Source organism: Kosakonia sp. CFBP8986 (assembly GCF_034044935.1).
Lineage (GTDB): Bacteria > Pseudomonadota > Gammaproteobacteria > Enterobacterales > Enterobacteriaceae > Kosakonia > Kosakonia cowanii.
In genome coordinates this window covers 328050-349731 of sequence record NZ_JAXCXB010000003.1, presented here as the reverse complement: position 1 = coordinate 349731, position 21682 = coordinate 328050, and the positions used below count along the sequence as shown (strand labels likewise).

General features: G+C 54.3%; 12 protein-coding genes. 8 read left to right on the top strand and 4 right to left on the bottom strand.

Features of this window, described 5'->3' with window-relative positions; genetic code table 11:
• The first annotated feature begins 112 nt into the window (after window positions 1-112).
• The 3 genes from SOM48_RS08350 (at window position 113) to SOM48_RS08340 (ending at window position 11019) form a co-directional block, all read left to right on the top strand.
• Window positions 113-844 (top strand): hypothetical protein, encoded by a 732-nt coding sequence (locus SOM48_RS08350; protein ID WP_320511784.1) that lies wholly within the window; start codon window positions 113-115, stop codon window positions 842-844.
• Window positions 844-1473 carry a hypothetical protein gene (locus SOM48_RS08345; protein ID WP_320511783.1) on the top strand — a complete coding sequence of 210 codons (630 nt, stop codon included), beginning with the start codon at window positions 844-846 and terminating at the stop codon, window positions 1471-1473. Before SOM48_RS08350 ends, SOM48_RS08345 begins: the two co-directional genes overlap by 1 nt.
• Window positions 1474-1701: 228 nt before the next feature.
• Window positions 1702-11019, top strand: coding sequence for a hypothetical protein (locus tag SOM48_RS08340; protein ID WP_320511782.1), 9318 nt, complete (start codon window positions 1702-1704; stop codon window positions 11017-11019).
• Here SOM48_RS08340 and SOM48_RS08335 read toward each other — a convergent pair whose 3' ends face one another.
• Entirely contained in the window at window positions 11020-11388 is a 369-nt protein-coding gene (locus SOM48_RS08335; RefSeq protein WP_341850044.1) for a putative T6SS immunity periplasmic lipoprotein, read from the bottom strand.
• Between SOM48_RS08335 and SOM48_RS08330 the strand changes: the two genes are divergently transcribed.
• Entirely contained in the window at window positions 11282-11572 is a 291-nt protein-coding gene (locus SOM48_RS08330) for a hypothetical protein (protein ID WP_320511780.1), read from the top strand. The two genes, SOM48_RS08335 and SOM48_RS08330, sit on opposite strands and share 107 nt — an antisense overlap.
• 61 nt (window positions 11573-11633) lie before the next feature.
• Here SOM48_RS08330 and SOM48_RS08325 read toward each other — a convergent pair whose 3' ends face one another.
• Window positions 11634-13172, bottom strand: a complete 1539-nt coding sequence (locus tag SOM48_RS08325) for a methyl-accepting chemotaxis protein (RefSeq protein WP_128483728.1) — start codon at window positions 13170-13172, stop codon at window positions 11634-11636.
• A 269-nt stretch (window positions 13173-13441) separates the two neighbouring features.
• Between SOM48_RS08325 and eitA the strand changes: the two genes are divergently transcribed.
• The 4 genes from eitA to SOM48_RS08305 are packed head-to-tail and all read left to right on the top strand — an operon-like array spanning window position 13442 to window position 17483.
• Window positions 13442-14440, top strand: a complete 999-nt coding sequence (eitA, locus tag SOM48_RS08320) for a siderophore ABC transporter substrate-binding protein EitA (RefSeq protein ID WP_076768965.1) — start codon at window positions 13442-13444, stop codon at window positions 14438-14440.
• Complete coding sequence (locus SOM48_RS08315) at window positions 14440-15474, top strand: FecCD family ABC transporter permease (RefSeq protein ID WP_094420563.1); 1035 nt, start codon at window positions 14440-14442, stop codon at window positions 15472-15474. Before eitA ends, SOM48_RS08315 begins: the two co-directional genes overlap by 1 nt.
• Window positions 15474-16235: a siderophore ABC transporter ATP-binding protein EitC gene (eitC, locus tag SOM48_RS08310; protein WP_320511778.1), complete on the top strand. Its 762-nt coding sequence runs from the start codon at window positions 15474-15476 to the stop codon at window positions 16233-16235. The genes SOM48_RS08315 and eitC overlap by 1 nt, the downstream gene beginning before the upstream one ends.
• Before the next feature lie 15 nt (window positions 16236-16250).
• Entirely contained in the window at window positions 16251-17483 is a 1233-nt protein-coding gene (locus tag SOM48_RS08305) for an MDR family MFS transporter (protein WP_320511777.1), read from the top strand.
• Here SOM48_RS08305 and SOM48_RS08300 read toward each other — a convergent pair.
• Both SOM48_RS08300 and SOM48_RS08295 read right to left on the bottom strand, forming a co-directional pair.
• Window positions 17448-20522 carry an efflux RND transporter permease subunit gene (locus SOM48_RS08300; RefSeq protein ID WP_313354277.1) on the bottom strand — a complete coding sequence of 1025 codons (3075 nt, stop codon included), beginning with the start codon at window positions 20520-20522 and terminating at the stop codon, window positions 17448-17450. The genes SOM48_RS08305 and SOM48_RS08300 overlap by 36 nt on opposite strands.
• The gene (locus SOM48_RS08295) at window positions 20519-21637 is read right to left on the bottom strand and encodes an efflux RND transporter periplasmic adaptor subunit (RefSeq protein WP_320511775.1); all 1119 of its coding nucleotides are present in this window, start codon (window positions 21635-21637) and stop codon (window positions 20519-20521) included. Before SOM48_RS08295 ends, SOM48_RS08300 begins: the two co-directional genes overlap by 4 nt.
• Window positions 21638-21682: the final 45 nt, after the last annotated feature.

The window sequence follows — 21682 nt, the reverse complement described above, 5'->3', positions numbered from 1 at the left end:
GGCAAAGTTGCCGAATCGATAACTACCAGAATGGCATGGCTCACGCAGGAGATTAAAGGAAAGGGATCTCCTGCCGTTTATTACATCTCACTACTTTGTGAAAGGAACCACAATGTTACATGCCATTTTGAACAGCAAAGCACGGCGCGTGGATGTGAGCGCTAAGGCCGCGCAAAGCTGGCGGTCGGTATTTCAAAACTATGAAGATCTCTTAACCGCCGCATTCTGGGGGCGAATAAGCTACCTCTCACAAGAAGCCATACAGGCTTTACTCTCCTCCCTGCTCGCTACCGATACAGGCCCGTGGGGAAAGTTTGAATCCCTTACGTTCTGGCCCAAATATCCCTTTCCTGATGTGTTGGATAGCGCTGTCGCGCCGTGGATAAATGAAAAGGATGAGTATGCCGAGCCCGATGTTGTCCTGACCTTCGAACACGCCACGCTGATGGTGGAAGTCAAACCACCCGAGGGTGGTCAGCAGTATCAGCAGCAGTGGTGTAAGGAGATCTACGCGTGGAAAAACAGTGAAGAGGCCCAACAGGCACTGCATTTTTTCGCGGTCGGCAACCTGCCCAGGGAGGCTACCTTACTGTTTGATAACCTGAAGGCCTTGTTCAAAGAGGTCACTTTTTACGGCGCAGAGTGGCGCGAGGTTCGCGCAAAAATGGAACACCCCGCCAGCGGCTGGCCGACTGAGCAGGATCAACGCATTGTCGCCGATTGCCTGCGCGCCCTTGAACTATATGGCATTCGTGCGCCGTTGTTGCCGTGGCAGCCCTTTCTTTCGTCTCTTCATCACGCCGACCTGTCGGCTGGCTTCCCCTCTTTACAAGGAAAATCCTGATGTCCGATCCATTTAGCGTCGTGCGCCAGGCGCACCGGATTTGTGCGGCCTACTATCAGCAGATGCTGCCGCTCATCAATGAAACCGCCTATCGCCTTGGGGCAGAGTTTTTTCGCCGCGATCACTGGAGCTTCAGCCCACCGCCGCAGCGTAACAGCAACCCTTTTACCTGCTGGGAGTGGGATTTTCTGCCGCTACTGGATGCCTCCTTCGTTTTCGCTCACCAGCAGACCGCCAGCAAAATGGGGAGCGAGGATTTCGTTGTTGATTTCCGCCTGGTAACGGACAGCGAACTGGCCTGGGAGCAGCGCAACAAACAGTATGGCGAAGATGAAAAACCGCTCGCCAGCGCATTGAAAACCGCGCCAGAAAATGCAGCAAGCTTGCTTGAAATCTTCCTCTTCGCCGCCTGTAAAAACGGAACCTACGATTCCCCTTACACGCTGTGGAACAGTTATCGCGGTTATCCAAAAACTGACGGTACGGTCACGATTGCACAAGATGAAGCCATCAAAGCGATCGGTTTCAGTGTTCAACTCCATGAGCTGGCCCATGACGGCAGCGTTGACGCGCTTGTTAAACGCATTGAGGCTCATCTGGCAATACTGCGGGCGGATAAAACAGCATAATGCCCGCCAGCAGCGGGATCGCCAGCCGAAACCGCTGCTGACACGCCTGCATTACCGCTGGGATATTTACCGCGTGAAACATCCGAAAAGAAACCATTTCTCTTGAAGCCCCCCCTCCCTTTGCTGATGCTTAAAAATTACCTTCGTACCCCGTTCGTTCCACCACCTTTTTGAGCGACCACCGCTTTCATCTTTCAGGCGCAAGATGATGATTATCAGGGGCTTACCATGTCCGACTACGATATTCTTCCTAAAAATATGCCCGACACCACAAGCGAACTGGCCGATCGTTTTGAGACGGCGCTGCCGGAGGCATCATTCAAAAATGATTATTCACAGCTTGCCGCTGATATTTATGAGCTTTTCCTCGACCCGGAGGATATTACGCATCAGCCACCAAGCGGCCGGGCAAGCAACAGCCCCCCGCCTGATGAAAATAAAAAACAACAGCTGAGGGATTTCATTGAAGAGGCGTTAAATAAAAAACTGCCTCAGCTGATCGAATTTCACGGGAAGGGTTATAACCCCGTCAGCCCGGACAGAAACGCACTGCAGAAGCTTCAGGATATTCTGCACAATGAACGGCTGAATATTCCTGAAGCGCTGCGTCAACCCGCCCGGCGATTTGTTGACACGCTCAGTGCCGTGCTCAGCTCAGAAGCGGCGCTCTCCCCGGATCTGCTCCAGGCATCAGACGACGTTCTTCAGCACCTGCGCGCCGCGCTGGATGACCTCAGCGCCACCCGGAAAATCAGCACGCTGAACTGGGAGGAGGAAGCTGAGCAGACGGCGCGCGAAGCACGCGGGCAGCTGGTTACCCGCGCCGCTGAGCAACTTTTCCCGCAGGAGAGCCAGGCCGCCGCGCGCGAGAAAAGTCGCCAGACTCTCGACAGTTTACTTTTCGCGCAAAGCAACGCGCTCAGCGCAGAGTATAAAAAATTCGACCTGCTGAAAGCCTCACTGGCCGCGGAAAGCCGCCTGACCCGCCAGCGGCTGGCGGCCCATTTGCAGACCCGGGCAGACACCCTTCTTCAGGGCGCGCGGGAAGCACGCCGCACCGCGCTGGATATGCTGCTCGCGGAGTCCGGCAGCGGGCAGATGCACCCGGAGCAGCTTATGCACTGGAGCCAGGGCTACCAGCAGTATGCCCGCTATCTGCGGGCTGTGGATGATGCCCCCACCGGGCATGCCCTTGCCGGGAACCCGCTGATTGCCGCCGTAAACAGGGCGGCGCGAGAGGGCAAATCGGCGCGCGCCAGGCTTGCCGGCAGCATAGTGCCGCTGGCGGATGTGCTGGGCTCGGTGGCCGTGCATCTTTTACAGGAGAAGCAGCGTACGGAACCCGCCCCCGCCGATCCTCAGCCCGGACAGAAGAGAGCGTTAACGGAGAGAATAAAAAACGTGGTCTGGGACAAGGGGAGGAAGAAGGGTCGTGCTGCGCGCGCGGCCTCCGTCTGGCTGGCGAAAACCTCCGCCAGCAAAGCCAGCCGGGCAGCCTCAAAAACCAAACATACCCTGCATCGGGTTCCTGCCGTCAGCGAGGGCACCCGCCAGGCCATCAGCAACACCGCCCTGCTTCTGCTTGATGAGATCCAGCAGGCAGAGCGGCGGCTCAGGCTCCTGCCGGGCTATGCCTGGGTGCGTCAGGAGGCGGTACAGCAGCAACTGCTGCTCAGCCGGGAGATCGCCGATCCCCATGAATCAGCGTTAATGGATGAACTGGTTTCCCGGCGGCTTGCCCTGGAGAAAGACCACTGGCAGCAGATCGCGGACAATGCCGCCCGGCAGATGGAAGCCCTGCTCGCTCCCCTCACCCGGCTTGCGGAAACAACCTGGTTCAACGAGTTTTACTTTGCGCTGAGTGATGAGCTGCGGTCCCGCCCGGCGCCGGGAAGCGCTGAAGCAATTGCGCGTATGGATGAAACGGTGATCCAGGCCGCTGAACAGCTGGCCGGTATTGGCCGTCAGCTGAACGCCGCCGCCGTGCGGCTGAGCGGCCACGGGCATGAGGGCGGAAAAGCGCTGCAGGAGAAAGCCGGTGAGTGGCTGATGACGCTGAAAACCCTGAAAAGCCAGGTCAAAACCCAGGCCATTCAGCTCACCGGCCAGGCGCCGGATAACTTCTCCCGCAGCGGCATGCTGGCGCGCGGCATCGCGGAGTGGGCGCAGACACTCAGGCAGGATTACCTTGCAGGCCTCACGGGTGATGAACGCACCCGCGCAAATGAACTCTTCGATACATTACTCACGGAACTGCTCAGCGGGCAGCGTCAGCACTTTGCCGGGCCTGACGATCCGCAGGCAGAGAGCCTGCTGAAACGCGTCGCCATTGCGTTAAAACATTCCGCGGAAGGGACAACGGTCTACCCGCCGACGGCGGAGGAGATCCTCGCGGGCACCCGCACTGTCCCGGCAGATGTTCAGCACTGGGCGGAGAAGAAGATCCTCACCGGTGCGCTGTCAGCGGCGATATCAGGCGGCATGAAACTGCTGACCGGGCCTGTTTCCCTGCCCGTGCGCATCGCCCTGCGCGGTGCGAAAACCGGCTGGACGCTGAACAAAAACCTCAGGGCGATGAACCGCGTGCGGCTGGGTGAAGGACCGGCAAATGAGCGGGTCAGAAACCGGCTGTTTCATCAGGAGCTGTCGAAGCTGGCCTTCCGGCTGACGCTCTCCTTATCCCCGGCGGGTGGATATGGCGTGGCCGCCACCGTCGTCGGCAGCCAGTTGCTAAAGGATAAAAAAACCTACGCCAGGGCGCTGACCAAAAAAGTGATTGTCGGCCTGCCACAGGAAGCGCTGTGGTTCGGGCTCGCGTATGGCGGTTACGCCGGCGTGAACGCGGTGGTCAGGGCCAGCGCGGAGCGCGCGATGCAGAAAGCCTGGGAGCAGGCGGTGCATGCGCGGCGCGAGAGAATTAACCGCATGCTGCAGCAGTTCAGCATGGCGGATATTGAGGAAGAGGAGAGTGATTCAGAATCAGATGAAACCACAGAGGAGACCGGAACTGAATTAACCGCTGACGACACCATCGCCGGGGATAGAGATATCAGTGAAGACCAGGCGGTTGAAACAACAACGTCACAGCGTGAAACCTCTACAGCAGCAAGCACTGACCAGACCACCACAAATAAAAGAAAAGTGCCGTTATTATCCCGCAGCGGCCGGGTAAAAAGGTTTGCGCCAGGCAGCGGCGCTCCCCGACCTGGCATAGCACTGAATACCACACCGGATAAGGATGATAATAAAGCTATCTCCTCTCAGGTTTCCGGTAGCTTGAAAGGTATCGTCGAAAATCTGACTACCGGGCGTGGATTTTTAAATTCCAGCTTTAAAAACGGACAAGAAGGCGCAGTTTATAATGCGGGCAGCAATTTTTATATTTATATAAATCAAAAATACTGGCCCATTGATTTTAAAAGCAATCAGAAGGGTGTCATCACTCTAAACCCTTATAAAAATGAGAGTGAAATAAAAATAGAGGTTCATCTCAAGAATAATACGTGGATAGCAACTGAAAATGAAAACACAAAAAACAATTACCCTGCCCTCCCTGTTAAGCCTAAAAACCCGGCAGATGAAGGTGATAAAGCCGTTACGAATTCAGACAAACAGGTCGGGGGAAACGCGACTTCGTCAGTAGATTTATCTAACAGCACAGCCACACCTGAGCTTTATAAACAAGTTAAAAGCTGGCCAGCGCACAGCGCCTTTTATTATGACAATATGGCTGGTGGCAAAGAGGCTCAAATTTACACGGATAGTGAAAGCCATAAACACTATATCTATCTTAATGGTTTTTACTGGCCGATAATTTTCACAGGAAATGCGACAGCATCTATCTCGGTGAACACTAATGGTGCTCAGCAGAAAAAAATCTTTAATATAAGAAAAGTAAATCAACAGTGGGGACCGGCACCGACATTTGACACAAGCCCACTACCTGTAAAAAATGTAGGTAATTTTAGCATTGAAGATTATATTAAGGCATTTTTCAGTACTGATAACGCCGCAAAAATCACCTCCGAAAAATTACAAAAATTAAACAATGGATTGTTCGTGGACAAGTCTACGGGTCAGCACTATATACAGGCCAACGGATATTACTGGCATATCACGTCTATTCTCCTTCGTGGCTCTGAAGAGCTGAAAACCTGGAAAATACATGAAGCCGGGACGCGTGAATATCTCAACATACATTATAATGAAGCCCTTGGCGCATGGGTCCCATTGCAAACCAAGGATAATGCGTATGATATTGATAACACTATTGTGCCTGATACATTATCGACAGATTTAATTGGCGAAATGAAAAAATGGGATCTTGATTCGTCTGTGCGCCCTGCTGGTTCAGGACCTGGGATAGAGGGAGTGGTATATCAAGATAAAACGGGGGAATATTATATCTATCTGCAAAACCGCTACTGGCATTTCAGTTGGGTAAAACCAAATGTAGGTGGCGTAACAGTCACCGCAGATGGCATTGAGAAATTTTTCGTTCTCGTTAGGGAGAACAGTCAATGGCACTATTTTGATGAAGAGTTGATATCAGACGCATTCGATCTCGATAGTCTTCTAAAAAGCATCCAGGATGCTACGCTTGATAATGAAACGCAAGAAAAAATAGATGCAATATTATGGAAAGATAATTTCACGTCGCTGGATAATTTATTATATAACTTACAGAAAACACTTGAGCAGGGTTTTTATAGGCTCTATGAAAAGCCGACCAGCGGTGCTCTCATGAGTATAATCTCATTAAGTAATAAGGTTTCAGAACTGCAAAAATCCATTGCTTATTACAACCCTGACAAGGGTAATAAAAATGAAGAGCGTAACTGGAATCAAAACCTACTGAATTTATATCGTGAAGAATTTACAAGCGAGCAAGAAGAGAGTTCATATTTATATGCCGCGCGACAAGCTAAAGTTGCGGCAGATGAGGCCAATAAAAAGATTGCCCAACTCAGCATTGCGGCTATTGATCGACAGATCAAAGAACAATACGCCGCTATCTCTGCCCGTATGAAAGATATATCTTACTGGCTTGATTTCCTTTTAGAGAGGCCGTTATCAGTTGATAAACCAATAGCCCAGGAGAACATAGACGCCCTTAAGTTAACAATTAATACGCATCAAACCAGAATCAAACAACTCAGTACCTTGAGGAAACAAACACTCGATCGGAAAGCTGAATACCAAAAAGTCATAGACGACTATAATAAAAATTATCGTTTGGTAAATATCAGTATTGACTATGTGAAAAAAGCCCTTGCCGTTAAGAAAAAACCAGCAGGATTTAATGATGATGTAAGCATAGCTGAAGAGTTACTAATTGATTTCACCTTACAGAAAATTGCCATAAGAAATTCAGCAACAGAGGCTTATACCCAACTCGAACTCGATAAATTAAAAACATTGAGCATTTCACAAACAATGATTGCGCAACTCATTGAACGCCATACTCTCAGCCAGGAGTTAATAGAAAAAATCCAGCAATCATCTATTCGGTTGCCGACATTGAAAAACAGCTATCAGGATATAGAATGGAGCAATAAAGAAGCAGAGAGAATTTACCAGGAAAGCTATGCAGACGATGAAAATTCCGAAGCGAATCAATTATTACCACCCTTGCTCTACTGGTTATTAAAAAACAACGGTAACTATAACACCCTGAGGACGATAGATATAGATAACGTTATTGATATTTATTATGCTGATGCCTATTTATTGAACCCACTCAAGAAAATCAAGAAAATGCCAGAAGGGTATACACCATTGGCACATATGTTAGGTAGCAATTATTTCAACTCTGATAGCGAGTATTATCAGCAATTTGCCACCTACAAGGAAAAATACAGTGATTACGAGGCCAGTGAAAATACCAAAAACTTCCTTCTTTCATCCGACCTCTCTTTAAATGAGATCACATCCAGGGTCAAAAAGCGTTTCTATTTTAACGTACTACAGTCAACTGACATTAATGATAAACATGATGGCGGAATGTTATTTATTGAACTAGAAGATGGCCGCTGGGTTTTCTTCTCTCTTTTTCCTGACGCTCTTTTTAGCCGGACGTTCTCTCGTAAAGAGATGATGGAAAATATCTGGTTAAAGACAATTGCCACCCTTACTCCTGAAAAAACACATTATCACGGCGTTGAGTCTGTTTTCCTCGAATCTTTCTTTCTTAAAAACTTTGACCCTGACAATAAGAATAAAAAGGCTGGAAAATACAGCACCGTTGAATCCAGAAAGAAAAAGGAGTTCGAAGATTTAATAAAAAACACCTTATACAAGGATAACGATGGCATTACTTACGATACTCCTTTTAAAGATCGCGCATATTATGGATTAACCTATGACTTTTCACTTAATACTGAGCAACCACAAGAGACGCTATTAGAAACCTTGAATAAAGCTTTTCATGATGTTCTGAAGCGCTCCGCTACTAATCGAAAAACGGCGTTATACCAGCCGACACTATTTCAACAAATAGCTGATGCAGTTATTCCTTTTTATGCTGAGATACGTGGTTCAATAAACGACCCAGAGCACAAGGTTGATGCCACATCAATTATGCTTGATGTCGTGAGCATTTGCTTTGTTGCTTCTCAGGCGGGAACTAAAAGTGCAGCATTGCTTAAAAATGCCAAAGGGATGGGCAAAATAATTGGCGAAGGAAGGAAAATTGGATTAGTAGGAAAAGGACTGCAAAAATACGTAATTAAACAAATGGGAAAACAAGGCTTCATCAACGCATCGGGGCTGGCAAAAATCAGCGCCAATGCGCTCATCGATCTTGTTTCACCGGTTAATTTAGCAGATTTATCAAAAATCTCTTTCTCTAAAAGTAAACTTACCTCTGGCTTGAGCAATATCATTAACACTGATGTGCAAGGAGCGTTAAAAGGTAGAAGCATTCCTGCTAAATACATAACCACAAATATTTCATTGGATGATTTATCAAAGGCTCATGTACACGGCGTTGACGTTTATACCTCAACAACAGACAGTAAAATAAATGGCAAGTATTTTATTACATCCGATGGCAATCTCTATCAAATACGCTGGGATGATTATGCGCACACCTGGCGAACTGTTGACCCTAATAACCCGGGACGTTTTAGTTATGGTGAACCGGTTATTTTAGAAGATGGAAACTGGGTAATAAATAAAAATTATGGCGGGTTACGTGGCGGTGAAATAAAGTACCCACTGGTTACTATGGGTGAGCAACCAATGAGGGAAGGTTTAAAAGAGGAGAAAGTCTTTGAAAACATCATCAGCACTCCAGATGTTAATGCAGAGGCATATCTTGAAGAAATAAAAAAAACCGGCGGATTAAGTGGCGCCATATTATCCCCGTCTGAAAAATGTGAACTTGTTATTACAACCATGGCTACTTTTATGAAAAAAAAGGATTTTACAAACATCAGGTGTCGGGGCATGGCTTTTTTTGTTAACGGCATGGATACTTCAGCAACCAATCATTTCGTGCTTATCGGCACAAAAAAGGGTAGAGATTACGCCTTTGACATTACTGCAGGCCAGTTTAATGGACTCTATCCAGAGTTGAGTGGACCAATCATTATGCCCGAGGAGATGTGGGCTCAAAAGTATGCCAATATTACGTCCGAAAGAAAGCTTATAAAGTACGCTGATTATCCCCTGAACGAACTGCGTAAGGTAAAAATAGATTACGGGTCTTATAGCCCTTATCTCGTGCGGGGGCCCAATAGCCAACTGCCTAATGCATTGGTCCTCAAGCGACCTATCTGGTATTTTCCTAAAAAAAGTGTCGATGATGTTGCTGCCATCGCTAGCACCAATAAAAAAATGGCATTCGACACCATTGAGCAGGCCAATCCTGTACGCGAGGCGGCAAGACGTAGCAGGCTAACAAGCCAGGCATCCGACATCAGTTGGGATTATGCGGTTACTCTTCTTGAGAATGCCGAACTTATAAGTAAAGGCCCGGCCATAACGCTACGTACCGGCATACGTCAGGCAACAAAATACCAACGCGCTAGCGCCTCCTCCCCAGGCAACGTTAATGATCTCTTTGCAAGTAGTACCATAATCAACAGCCATGAGAATCTGCTTAGTGTAAAGCAGGGCGAAATATTGATGTTTATGGAGGTTGATCCTAATTTACCGGCCAAAGGACCGCGCCCGATCCATATTATGGTAAGCCTCGGTAATGGCCGCTTCGCTGGGGTAAAAAATAGCGTACTAAACAGCAGCCTCGGTGAGGGCAAACGAATATTAACCGCAGAACAGCTTGGCGAGTTTGTGAACGGGACATTCAGGCGCAGGGGAAATGCGCAGTTACCAGACTTGCAGCTTATCGCGGGCAGACCGAAAGGGCTGCAGCTTGACTCCCCTTCATTAAAATCTCTTGCAGAAGATGCCCCGTTATCGGCAGCGAACAGCAGCGATATCGCCACCACTACCACTGAATTCCTCAGCAAATCAGGGGAACTGGCAGAAGAGCAGGCCAGGGCTTTGAAAGATCTATTAACGCCCCTGTTATCCACTACCACCACTGGCGTTGTTCATCAGCCCATAAACAACTTATTAACGAATGCCGTCCTGATTAAGAAAAAACAGCTGGCAAACGTGCCCAAAGGACAATTGATCATTTTTGATAAAACCTCTGATGCAGCATCGACAAGGCATGCCATGTACAGCCTGGGTAACGGTGAGTTTTTTATGGTAAATCCCGGACACCTTGATGCGGGTCTGCCAATCGATAAAGCTATTGTCAAAGCAGAGCAGTTCTCAGATGAGATTTTTAAAAACCGCAAAGTCTATGCAGGCAATGTCTCACTGACTAATCTTCGCATGAAGTCACTGCTGGGACAGGACGCCAGTTTTGTCGTCAACGGCAATCAATTAATCATTACAGCACATGGTGCTGCATCAAGCGTTAATGCAATGGATGCCTCTGAACTTGCAGAGGTGATTCGTGGCCTGGGGCTGCGTGAAACATCCACAGTGGACTGGTCGAAAATAAAAGAAATCAGGCTTAACTCCTGCTTCGGCGCGTTTGGCTCGTTACCCACCGGTAAGGTTCTGGCGCATATCCTGAACAAAAAAGTAACGGCGTATCCTTTTTACTTCAGCGAGAGAATGCGTGATACCAGGCGCTTCTTTACCCGGGCCAGGACTTACCTCCCTGGTGACCTGCCAACCATCGACGTAGAGAAAATGATAAAACAGCAAAGCCGCAATCACGATTTGTGGGTCAGGCTACTGGGTCTGCAACGGAAAGCCCCGGCGAGGGGAGTGACTGTTGCCAACAGTCGTTTTGACAATGCGCTTGAAGATGTTGCAAAACTGGCGAATGGCGACACAACGGTTGGGCAGTTCATGAAAGATTACCCCGATTACAAAAGCGGGCTGAGTGTGACAGAGAATGAACTCAACACCCTCGTCGGAGAAACTATTCCTGATGATGAAACCTTTGCCATGCGGTGCTGGGATATTCTGATGGCCAGCACCTATACCGCGAATCTGGTGGATAAATATCTTGAAAGCTAGTTAGCGGATTGAGGTATCGCTCACTGAAAGATGCCCTGCGCTATCGGTGGAGAGGGTAAATTGGGCGGTGATCATATGCAATCCTTGCGGGGTATGAATATCCCAGGCCACGGTATATTCGTTGCCATATTTAAAGGTGGCATCAAATAGCGGTAAACAATGACCGTCCGGAACAGAGAGGGGTTTATCGTTAAACTGAATAAAAACAGGTTCATCTTTACTGCTATAGATCTCTACAGCCGTCAACTTTTCACCCGATTTCATGATTGATAATGCGCAAACGCTATTGCCTTTTAAAATGACCTTTGTGGCAGTGCGCGGTGTAAATCTGTCGCCAGGCCCAGGACAACCGGTAAGAAAAAAAGCCATTGATAATAAAAGATACTTATTCATTTATTCCCTCTCACAAATAACAGCGCAGGATTATCAACAAATCTTGTCACCGCTGCGCAGAGGGAATAAGCAGAAAACTAAAATTCAGATTATTTTTTATATTGATGCGTTAGATGAAATTTTAAATTACGGACCTAAATTAATTGCCAGAAAATATTAAAAGCACATAAAAAAGGCCAGCCACATAGCATGGCTGGCCTCAAGTTAACGGCTGCGCCTGATTAGCTGAGCTTAAACACCGCTACCGCCTCTTCCAGCAGCTGAGACTGCTCTTTCAGCGAGTAGGCTGCGGCAGAGGCTTCTTCAACCAGCGCGGCGTTCTGCTGGGTCACGGTATCCATCTGCGCCACCGCGAGGTTGATCTGATCGATCCCACGGCTCTGCTCGCCGGTGGAGAGCGCGATCTCCGACATCAGTTCAGAAACCTGCTTCACCGAGTTGATAATACGCTGCATGCTCTCGCCTGCGCTGGTAACGCGATCGCTGCCCACCAGCACCTGACGACCAGAGAGTTCAATAAGCTCTTTGATCTCTTTCGCCGCCACGGAGGAGCGCTGCGCGAGGTTACGCACCTCGGTTGCCACCACGGCAAAACCACGCCCCTGCTCGCCTGCGCGCGCCGCTTCAACGGCGGCGTTAAGGGCCAGGATGTTGGTCTGGAATGCAATATCTTCAATGATGCCGATAATGGTGCCGATCTTGCCGGAGCTGGTTTCGATCTCCTTCATCGACACCACAGCTTCTTCAACAATCGCATTCCCCTCTTGCGCCGCGCTGCGCATATTCCCCGCCAGGCTGTTGGCCTGCTGGGTGTTTTCAGAGGTGTGTTTCACGGTTGAGGTCAGCTCTTCCATGCTGGCAGCGGTCTGCCCCAGCGAGGCGGCCTGCTCTTCGGTACGCGCCGACAGATCGGTGTTACCCGCGGCGATCTCTTCTGCGGCGTAAGCCACGCTCTGGCTGGAGTTACGCACCTGAGAGATGATCTGCACCAGCGAGAGACGCATCTGCTCCAGCGCGCTCATCATGCCGCCGATCTCATCTTTGGAGCTGGAAACCACCGGCAGATTCAGTTCGCCCGCCGCCATTTTCTGGCAGTGCAGGCGCGCGGCATCCAGCGGCGACAGCACACGACGACGCAGCAGGATAAAGATGCCCACAATGATCAGCGTAAACAGCAGCGCAAAGACGCCGATGGTCACCATGCTGTTAACGAAGCGGCTCTGCGCCTCATTGTTCAGCTGCTGGGCATACTTTTCACGGAACGCCAGCAGGTTATCAAGGGTGATCTCAAACTGACGATCTAACTGAGGAATGGTAGTGCTGACCAGCTGGTTAAAGCGCGCGGTGTCGTTGTTTTTCGCGGCATCCATCAGCGGACGTAAACCGTTATCAACATAGTTCTGCCAGGCCCGGCGATACGGCGTAGCAAGCGCATCTTCACCGGCAACGCGCGGCGCGGCGAGATAGTTATTAAACGCCGACGAGGCTTTTTGCATCACCTCATTGGCGCTCTCAAGGGAGGCCTGGGTTTTCTGGCTATCGCCCAGCGAGGCGTTAATCATCGCCTCCATCAGGCGTACGCGCAGGGTACGGCTATGGTTAATCGGATCGATGACCGACAGCACCACGCGGATCTCTTTGTTTACGTTATCCAGCGAGTCGTTACTGCGGGTAAGCGACCAGAGGTTAGACGCGGAGCTGATAAGGAAGATAGAGAGTAACAGACCAAAAACGAGCAATGAAAAACGCCTGACTGACATAGTGATCCCTTGGGTGATAGAGCGACAAAACGATGTGGCACCGCATAAAATGCGAATTGCCTTAAAAGAGTTATCGACCAAAAGGGGGCGAAATTTAAATTAAATAATCATATTTACACTAAATATGAATCCTCAAAAATCCATTCATAAAACAAATTTGAACCCTTCGCGCAAAGAAGATCTCGCATTCGTAATAGGATTCATTATCATTGCGAAACTATTTCGATGATCCCATAAATCACCATAATGTTAATGAAGGATAGTGTTGAATGAAGAAGGTTCTCTGCGCGCTGGGGCTGGCGCTTGCCTCATTAAGTTCTGCTTATGCCACCACATATCCCCTCACCCTTGAAAACTGCGGCTACAAAGAGACCTTCACCAAAGCCCCTGAGCACGTGGTCGCGTTAGGGCAAAACACCGCCGAGATCCTGCTGCTGCTCGGCTTAGAGGATAAAATCGCCGCCACCGCCTTCTGGCCGACCAAAGTCCTGCCGCAGCTGGCGGAAAAAAATGCGAAGATCAAAACCCTGACGGTAGAGATCCCGACCCTGGAGTCGGTGCTGGCGCAAACCCCGGATTTCGTAGCCGCGCAATCGCCGCTGCTGCTGGGGCCGGAGAGCAAAGTGGCGAAGCGCGAAGATCTCGCCACCGTCGGCGTTAACAGCTATATGTCACCGGGCATGTGCGCCACCAAAAAAGGCACCGGCGATATGTACGGCAGCCGCCAGAAACTGTGGGACATGACCTATCTCTACCAGGAGATCGAAGATTTCGCGAAGATCTTTAACGTTGAAGATCGCGGCCAGGCGCTGGTTGCCGACTTCAAAAAGCGCGAAGCCGATCTGCGTAAAGAGTTTGGTAAAAACAAAAAAGATCTCTCCTTCGTCTTCTGGTTCTCCAGCTCATCCCCTTCCGCTGACGCCTACGTCGGCGGCAAAAACAGTGCCTCCGGTTTTATCGCCAATGTGCTCGGCGGCCATAACGCCATCACTACCGAAACCGAGTGGCCGACCGTTGGCTGGGAGAGCATCATTGCCGCTAACCCGGATGTGATCGTCGTCTCCAGCCTCGACCGCAATCGCTGGGCGCTGGATAACGCGCAGGAGAAGATTAAGTTCCTGAAGAGCGATCCCGCCGTCAGCCAGCTTGAGGCGGTGAAAAAAGGCCACATCGTGGTGATGGATGGCCAGGCGATGAATCCCACCATTCGCACCATTTATGGCGCAGAGCAGGTTGCTGAACAGCTGAGAAAGATGGGGCTTAATTGATGGCAGCGTTGCACCCAACGCGACAAACGTTGTGGTTAAGTAGTGCCGCGCTGCTTGCCGTTGTGCTGCTGGTGGTAGTGATAGCGGTAGGAGCCAGCGTCGGTGAGCTGGCGATTCCGTTACCCAGCGTTTTCTATGCGATTGGCAATAAACTTGGGCTGACCGCCGAGCCGCTCAATCGCATCTATGAAAGCGTGATCTGGGATTTCCGCCTCAGCCGCTCGCTGGTCGCCGCCTGTTGTGGTGCCGGGCTGGCGATTTGCGGTGCGGTGCTGCAAAGCCTGTTGAAAAACGCCCTGGCCGAGCCGTATGTGCTCGGCGTCTCGGCGGGCGCATCGACCGGTGCGGTCTCTGTGGTGGTGCTGGGTCTTGGCGCGGGTGCGGTATCGCTCTCGGCGGGTGCTTTTGCCGGAGCCTTCGCCGCCTTTGCGTTCGTGGCGTTTCTCACCAACGGCGCGCGCGGCGGCAACGAGCGCACCATCTTAGCCGGGGTTGCCGCTTCGCAACTCTTTAACGCCGTCACGGCGTATACCATCAGTACCTCCGCCAGCGCCCAGCAGGCGCGCGACGTAATGTTCTGGCTGCTGGGCAGCTTTAGCGGCGTGCGCTGGCCGGAGTTCCAGCTGGTGCTGATCGTGGTGCTGATTGGTCTGGCGATCTGCCTCTACTACTCGCGGGCGCTGGATGCCTTCACCTTCGGCGACGATGCGGCGGCCTCGTTAGGCATCGCCGTGCCGTGGGTGCGCCTCGCGCTGTTTACCACCACCGCGCTGATCACCGCCACGATTGTCAGCATGGCTGGCTCCATCGGTTTTGTCGGGCTGGTGGTGCCGCATATGATGCGCTTCTTCTTTGGGCCGCTGCACCGCAGGCTGCTGGTAGCCTGTGCGCTGGCGGGCGCGATTTTGATGGTGCTGGCGGATATCGCCTCGCGCATGCTGATCGCCCCGCAGAGCCTGCCGGTCGGCGTCGTCACCGCGCTGGTTGGCGTGCCGTTCTTCGCCTTTATTATTTACCGTTCAAGGAATCGCTAATGAGCATCGCCGCTGAAAACGTCACCTGGAAGGTGGGTAAGAAAGTGATCGTCAACGATGTCTCACTGACGGTTGCGCGTGGCGAAACGGTAGGTCTGCTGGGGCCGAACGGCTCGGGGAAATCCTCCCTGCTGCGCGTGCTGGCGGGGCTGCGCCGCCCGCATAAAGGACGTGTATTGCTCGACGGGCAGAACCTTCACCGGCTGCCCAAAAAGCAGCTTGCCCGCCGGGTGGCGTTCGTTGAGCAGCACGGCATGACCGATGCCAATATGCGCGTACGCGACGTGGTGAAACTGGGGCGTATTCCGCACCACTCCCCTTTCTCCAGCTGGAGCACGGAGGATGATGAGACCATCTCCGCCGCGCTGGCACGCGTCGACATGCTGGAGAAAAGCCAGCAGGGGTGGCTGACACTCTCGGGCGGCGAGCGGCAGCGCGTCCACATTGCCCGCGCGCTGGCGCAGATGCCGTCAGAGATCCTGCTTGATGAGCCGACCAACCATCTCGACATTCACCACCAGCTCCAGCTGATGAAGCTTATCAGCGAGCTACCGGTGACCAGCATCGTCGCCATTCACGATCTCAACCATGCGCTGATGTTTTGCGACAGCCTGATTGTGATGCAACACGGTACTGTGGTGGCGAGCGGTACGCCGCAGGCGATCCTCACCGAAGATCTGCTGTGGGAGGTGTTTCGCGTGAAGGCGAAAATCACGCCATCGCCCTGCCATGACAAAAACCATATCCACTTCATCGCCTGACATCAGGATTTTCGCATGTCTTTTCCCCACCTGCGGCCAGCGAAACAGCTCTGGCCGCCTGTTTTACTTGGTAGCCAGTTTGTTTTTAATATCGGCTTCTACGCCGTGGTGCCCTTCCTGGCGATCTTTCTGCGCGATGACTTACTGCTCTCCGGCGGGCTGATCGGCCTGGTGCTTGGGCTGCGCACCTTCTCGCAGCAAGGGATGTTCTTTATTGGCGGCGCGTTATCGGACCGCTTCGGCGCGCGCGTGATTATTCTCTGCGGCTGCATTATCCGCGTCGCGGGCTATCTGATGCTGGCGTTCGGCCACTCGCTGGGGCCAATTATTGTCGGCGCCTGCCTGACAGGCATTGGCGGTGCGCTCTTCTCCCCCTCGATTGAAGCGTTACTGGCGCGCGCCGGAGCCCAGAGCGAGAGCCGCGGCAAGCGCAGCCGCGCCGAGTGGTTTGCGCTTTTTGCCGTCTGCGGCGAGCTCGGCGCGGTGCTTGGCCCGGTGGCGGGCGCGCTGATGACCGGGCTCGGTTTTCGCCAGGTGGCGTTAGCAGGTGCTGGGGTGTTTGTTGTGGCGCTGATTGTGCTCTTCTTCTGCCTGCCGCCCGCGCCGCCAAAACGCCAGACGCTGGCGGTCACGCCATGGTGGACCACCTTTCGCCAGCCGCGCTTTGTCGCCTTTATCCTCGCCTACAGTTCGTGGTTATTAAGCTACAACCAGCTTTACCTGGCGCTGCCGGTTGAGATCCAGCGCGCGGGCGGCAGCGAAAAAGATCTCGGGCCGCTGTTTATGCTGGCCTCGGTGCTGATTATCACCCTGCAACTTCCCCTCGCCCGCTTAACGCGCCGCATTGGTGCCGCGCGCATGCTGCCGGTGGGCTTTTTGCTCATCTCCGCAAGCTTTGCCAGCGTCGCGCTCTGCGCCGCTAGCACGCCGCCTGCGGGCTGGATGCGGCTGCTGCCCGCCATCAGCTTCGTCTCGTTATTAACCCTCGGGCAGATGCTGCTGGTGCCTGCGGCGAAAGATATGGTGCCGTGGTTCGCCGACGACGCGACGCTCGGCGCGCACTATGGCGCGCTGGCGACAGCGGGCGGTTTTGCCGTGCTGGCGGGCAACCTGCTGTTTGGCAGCCAACTCGACCGGGCGTTAACCCCCTCGGTTGCGGCGATCTACCCCTGGTTGCAGCTGGCTATCTTCCCGCTCTGTAGCGCGGTGGCGTTAATCTTTATCTGCCGCCCGATGCGCAGGAGCTAAGCGGGCGCTCAGTTGCAGCACCAGGCTGAACGCGGCGGGTAACACCGTCAGCGTTACCAGCGTTGCCACCAGCAGCCCGCCGATAATGGCGTAGGCCATCGGCCCCCAGAACACCTGATGGGAGATGGGGATCATGCCGAGGATCGCGGCGCAGGCGGTCAGCATAATCGGTCGCGCGCGGTGCTCCGACGCGGCGATAATCGCCTCATCAGGCTGCATCCCAAGGTGCAGATTGCTGTCCACTTCGCTAATCAGGATCACCGCGTTGCGGATGATCATCCCCGCCAGTGCAATTACCCCCAGCAGCGCGACAAACCCCATTGGCGTGCCGGTCGGCAGCATCGCCAGCACAATTCCCGGCAGGCCAAACGGTGCCATGGTGACGGCCAGCAGCATGCGCGAGAAGCGCTGAAGCTGAACCATTAATAGCAGCAGCATAATAATCAGCGTCACCGGCAGCACGGCATACACCGAACCGTTGCCTTTGTCCGACTCGGCAACGGTGCCGCCCTCCTCAATGCGATACCCGGCAGGCAACTGGGCGCGTAGCTTATCCACCGTCGGGCGCAGACCGGATGATACCGCTTCCGCGCGCAGGCCCGGCGCGAGATCCGTCTGCACGGTGATAAAGGGCAGCCGCTGATGACGCCAGATCACCGGGTCGTCCAGCCCCCACTCCGGCGTCGCCACTTCGCTCAGCGGAATTTTTGTGCCGTTAGACGTCGGCAACATCAATGTGCCGAGCGTACCGATATCGAGCCGCTCGCGATCGTTGCCGCGCAGCACCACATCCACCAGCCGATCGTTATCCCGCACCGTGGTCAGCGTCGCGCCGGACCAGACGGTATCAAGCATCCGGGCAATGCTTTCCGAGGAGACGCCCGCCGCGCGCGCGGCGGTCTGATTGACCTGTAAGCGGATCATCCGCTCCGGCTCCCCGGCGGTCAGGTTCACTTCCCGGGTCAGCGGCGAGCCGCCAATCTGCGCCGCCAGTTGATGAGCCAGCGTCTGCACTTTTGCATAATCCGGCCCGCTCACGCGGTAGCGTACCGGCCAGCCCACCGGCGGCCCCAGCTCCAGCGGCGACACGCGAGAGGTAATCGCGCTGAACTGGCTTGCCAGCAGCGTCTCCAGCCGTTGGCGCAGCCGGTCACGGGCGGCGAGATCTTTTGCCACCACCACCAGTTGCGCGGTGTTCTCGTTGTCCTGCAAAACCTCCATCGGCAGATAAAAACGCACCGCGCCGGAGCCGACGTAGCTGCTGTAGCGATCGAGATCCTCATTACCGGCCAGCGCCCGCTCCAGGCGCTCCACCTGCTTTTGCGTCTCGGTCTGCGAGGCGTTAGCGGGCAGCGAGAGCGTCACCAGCAGCTCCGGGCGATCGGAGGCGGGGAAAAACTCCCCCTGCAAATAGGTGGTGCCGACCAGCGACAACCCCAGCGCCAGCAGCGCGAGTGCCAGCGTGGTCAGCCGCCAGCGCAGCGCGAGGCGCAGCAGCGCCTGATAACCGCGTTTCAGCCTGCCGACGCGATCGCCGTGCTTATCGATGCGCGCGGGCAGCAGCCAGGTGCCGGTAAGCGGGGAGAAGAGGATCGCCACCACCCACGAGCAGAGCAGCGCGATCAGCACCACGGCAAACAGCGAGTAGCAGTACTCCCCGGCGCTGGAGGCGGCGAAGCCGACGGGAATAAACCCGGCGATCATCACCAGCGTGCCGGTGAGCATGGGAAAGGCGGTGGTTTTAAAAGCATAGGTAGCGGCTTGCCTGCGCGACTCCCCCGCTTCGAGGCGTGCGACCATCGTCTCCACGGTGATCATTGCGTCATCCACCAGCAGACCGAGCGCGATAATCAGCGCGCCGAGGGAGATGCGTTGCAGGCCGATCCCGGCGAGCATCATCCCGGCGAAGGTCATCGCCAGCACCAGCGGAATGGCGGCAGCCACCACCAGGCCCGCGCGCAGGCCCAGCGAGACAAAGGAGACGGCGAGCACAATCACCACCGCTTCTACCAGCACGCGGACAAAACCGCTCACCGCCCCGCTCACCACCTGCGACTGATCGGCCACTTTCACCATCTCAATGCCGTGCGGCAACTGGGCCTGGATCTGCGCCATGCGCTCATCCAGCGCCTTGCCAAAGCGCAGCATATTCCCGGTCGAAGCCATTGAGATCGCCAGCCCGAGCGCCGGTTGCCCGTTGACGCGAAACTGCGGCGCGGGCGGCTCAGCGGCCTGGCGGGTGACGGTGGCGATATCGGTGAGCGGAATATAGCGATCGTTGATATGCAGCGTCACCGCCCGCAGGCTCGCTTCGCTGCTTAACGCGCCGCTGACGCGCAGCGCCACGTTATCCTCGCCGGTGCGGATGGTACCGGCGGGCGCGATGGCGTTTTGCGCCTTCAGCGCCGTGCTGATCTGCTCAATATCCAGCCCCATTCCCGCCAGCTGACGCGGGGAGAAGGCGATAACAATCTGCTCCTGCTGTTCGCCGATCAGGCTTATTTTGCCGATATCGTGCAGCGACATCAGGCTGCGGCGGATGGTCTCCAGCCGATCGCGCAGTTCACGCGGCGAGTAACCGTCGGCGGTAAAGCCATAGATGGTGCCGAAGGTGTCATCAAACTCATCGTTGACCTGCGGCCCTTGCGCGCCCTGCGGCAGATCGGCGGCGCTGTCCTGCATCTTTTTCCGCACCTGGTACCAGATGCCGGGCACCGCTTTTGGCGGCGTGTCATCACGCAGGTTGACGTTGATAATCGTGCTGCCAGCGCGGGTTTCGCTCTCAATAAAATCGAGATGCGGGATCTCCTGTAACTTCTTCTCCAGCACATCGGTGACCAGCTGCGTTGTCTCTTCGACGCTGGCACCCGGCCACTGAGCGGTGACGACCGCCGTTTTGATGGTGAACGCCGGATCTTCATTACGCGGCAGCTGCTGATAGCAGAGCACGCCCATCACTATCACCAGCAGCATAAAAAAGGTGACCAGCTGCTGATGTTCCAGCGCCCAGGCCGAGAGGTTAAAGCGCGAGCGTTTCATGGCTGCAACTCCCCGGCGATCACCTGCTCACCGGCGCGCAATTTACTGACGCCCGCAGTAATTACCCTGTCGCCGGGGCGCAGACCGGAACGGATAAACACCGATGAGGCGCTGTAGCCGCCCAGCGTCACCGCGCGCGGCTGCGCCCGGTTTTTGTCATCAATCACAAACAGCGCCGGTTGTTGACCAAGGCGGCTTAATGCAAAGGCGGGCACCGCAAAGCCTGCGGATGCTGATTCCGGCAGCGCAATGGTGGCGCTGGCGCCGAGCGCCATCGCCGCAGGCGGGTTTGCCAGTGCCAGCCGCACCTGCCAGGTGCGCGTCTGCGGATCGGCCTGCGGGCTGATGTCGCGCAGGCTGCCGCTCGCCTTCACTGACGGATCCGCCAGCAGCGCAACGGTGAAAGTTGCGTTTGATGCCAGCTGGCGCGGGTCGGCAACGGCAAACACCACATCGCGCGCCTCGCTGGTAGCGAGGGTAAAGACCGCCTGCCCGGCGCTGACCACCTGCCCGGCAGAGGCGTTAACGCGCGTAATGATGCCGTCTGCCGGGGCGACCAGCTGCGTCCAGCTCAGATTCTGCTCGGCGTTGCGTAATGCCGCAGTGCTGCTTTTCAGTTTTGATGCTGCCGACTGCCAGTCGGCGCGGGCGCTGTCGAGCTGCGTGCGGGCAATCGCGCCGGAGGGCATTAATGCCTGCATCCTTTTCAGATTCAGCGCTGCTACCTGCTCAGCCGCGCGGGCGCTCTCCACATCGGCGCGCGCGCTAGCGAGCTGGTTTTTACCGGTTTCGCTCTCAAGGGAGGCCAGCACCTGCCCGGCATGCACCCGGGCGCCAATATCCACCTCACGGGAAATCATGCGGCCATCCAGGCGGAAGGCCAGCGTTGTCTCATCATGAGCACGGATCTCGCCGGTGCGCACCGTTTGCGGGTTTGCCGCACTGTTAGCAACGACCAGGTAACGCACCGGACGCGGCGGTGCCGGTTTGTCGGTTTTCTTCTCGCCACAGCCGGTCGCGGCCAGCGCCAGCAATAGCAGCAGAGGAAGCCCGCGCACAGCGTGCAAAAGCCTGTGCGCGAGCGGGCGTGCGTAAGGGATAAACTGTTCTGACATAGCGCCACTCCGGATCGGTAATGGCGCTATTACAGGCGTGACGCG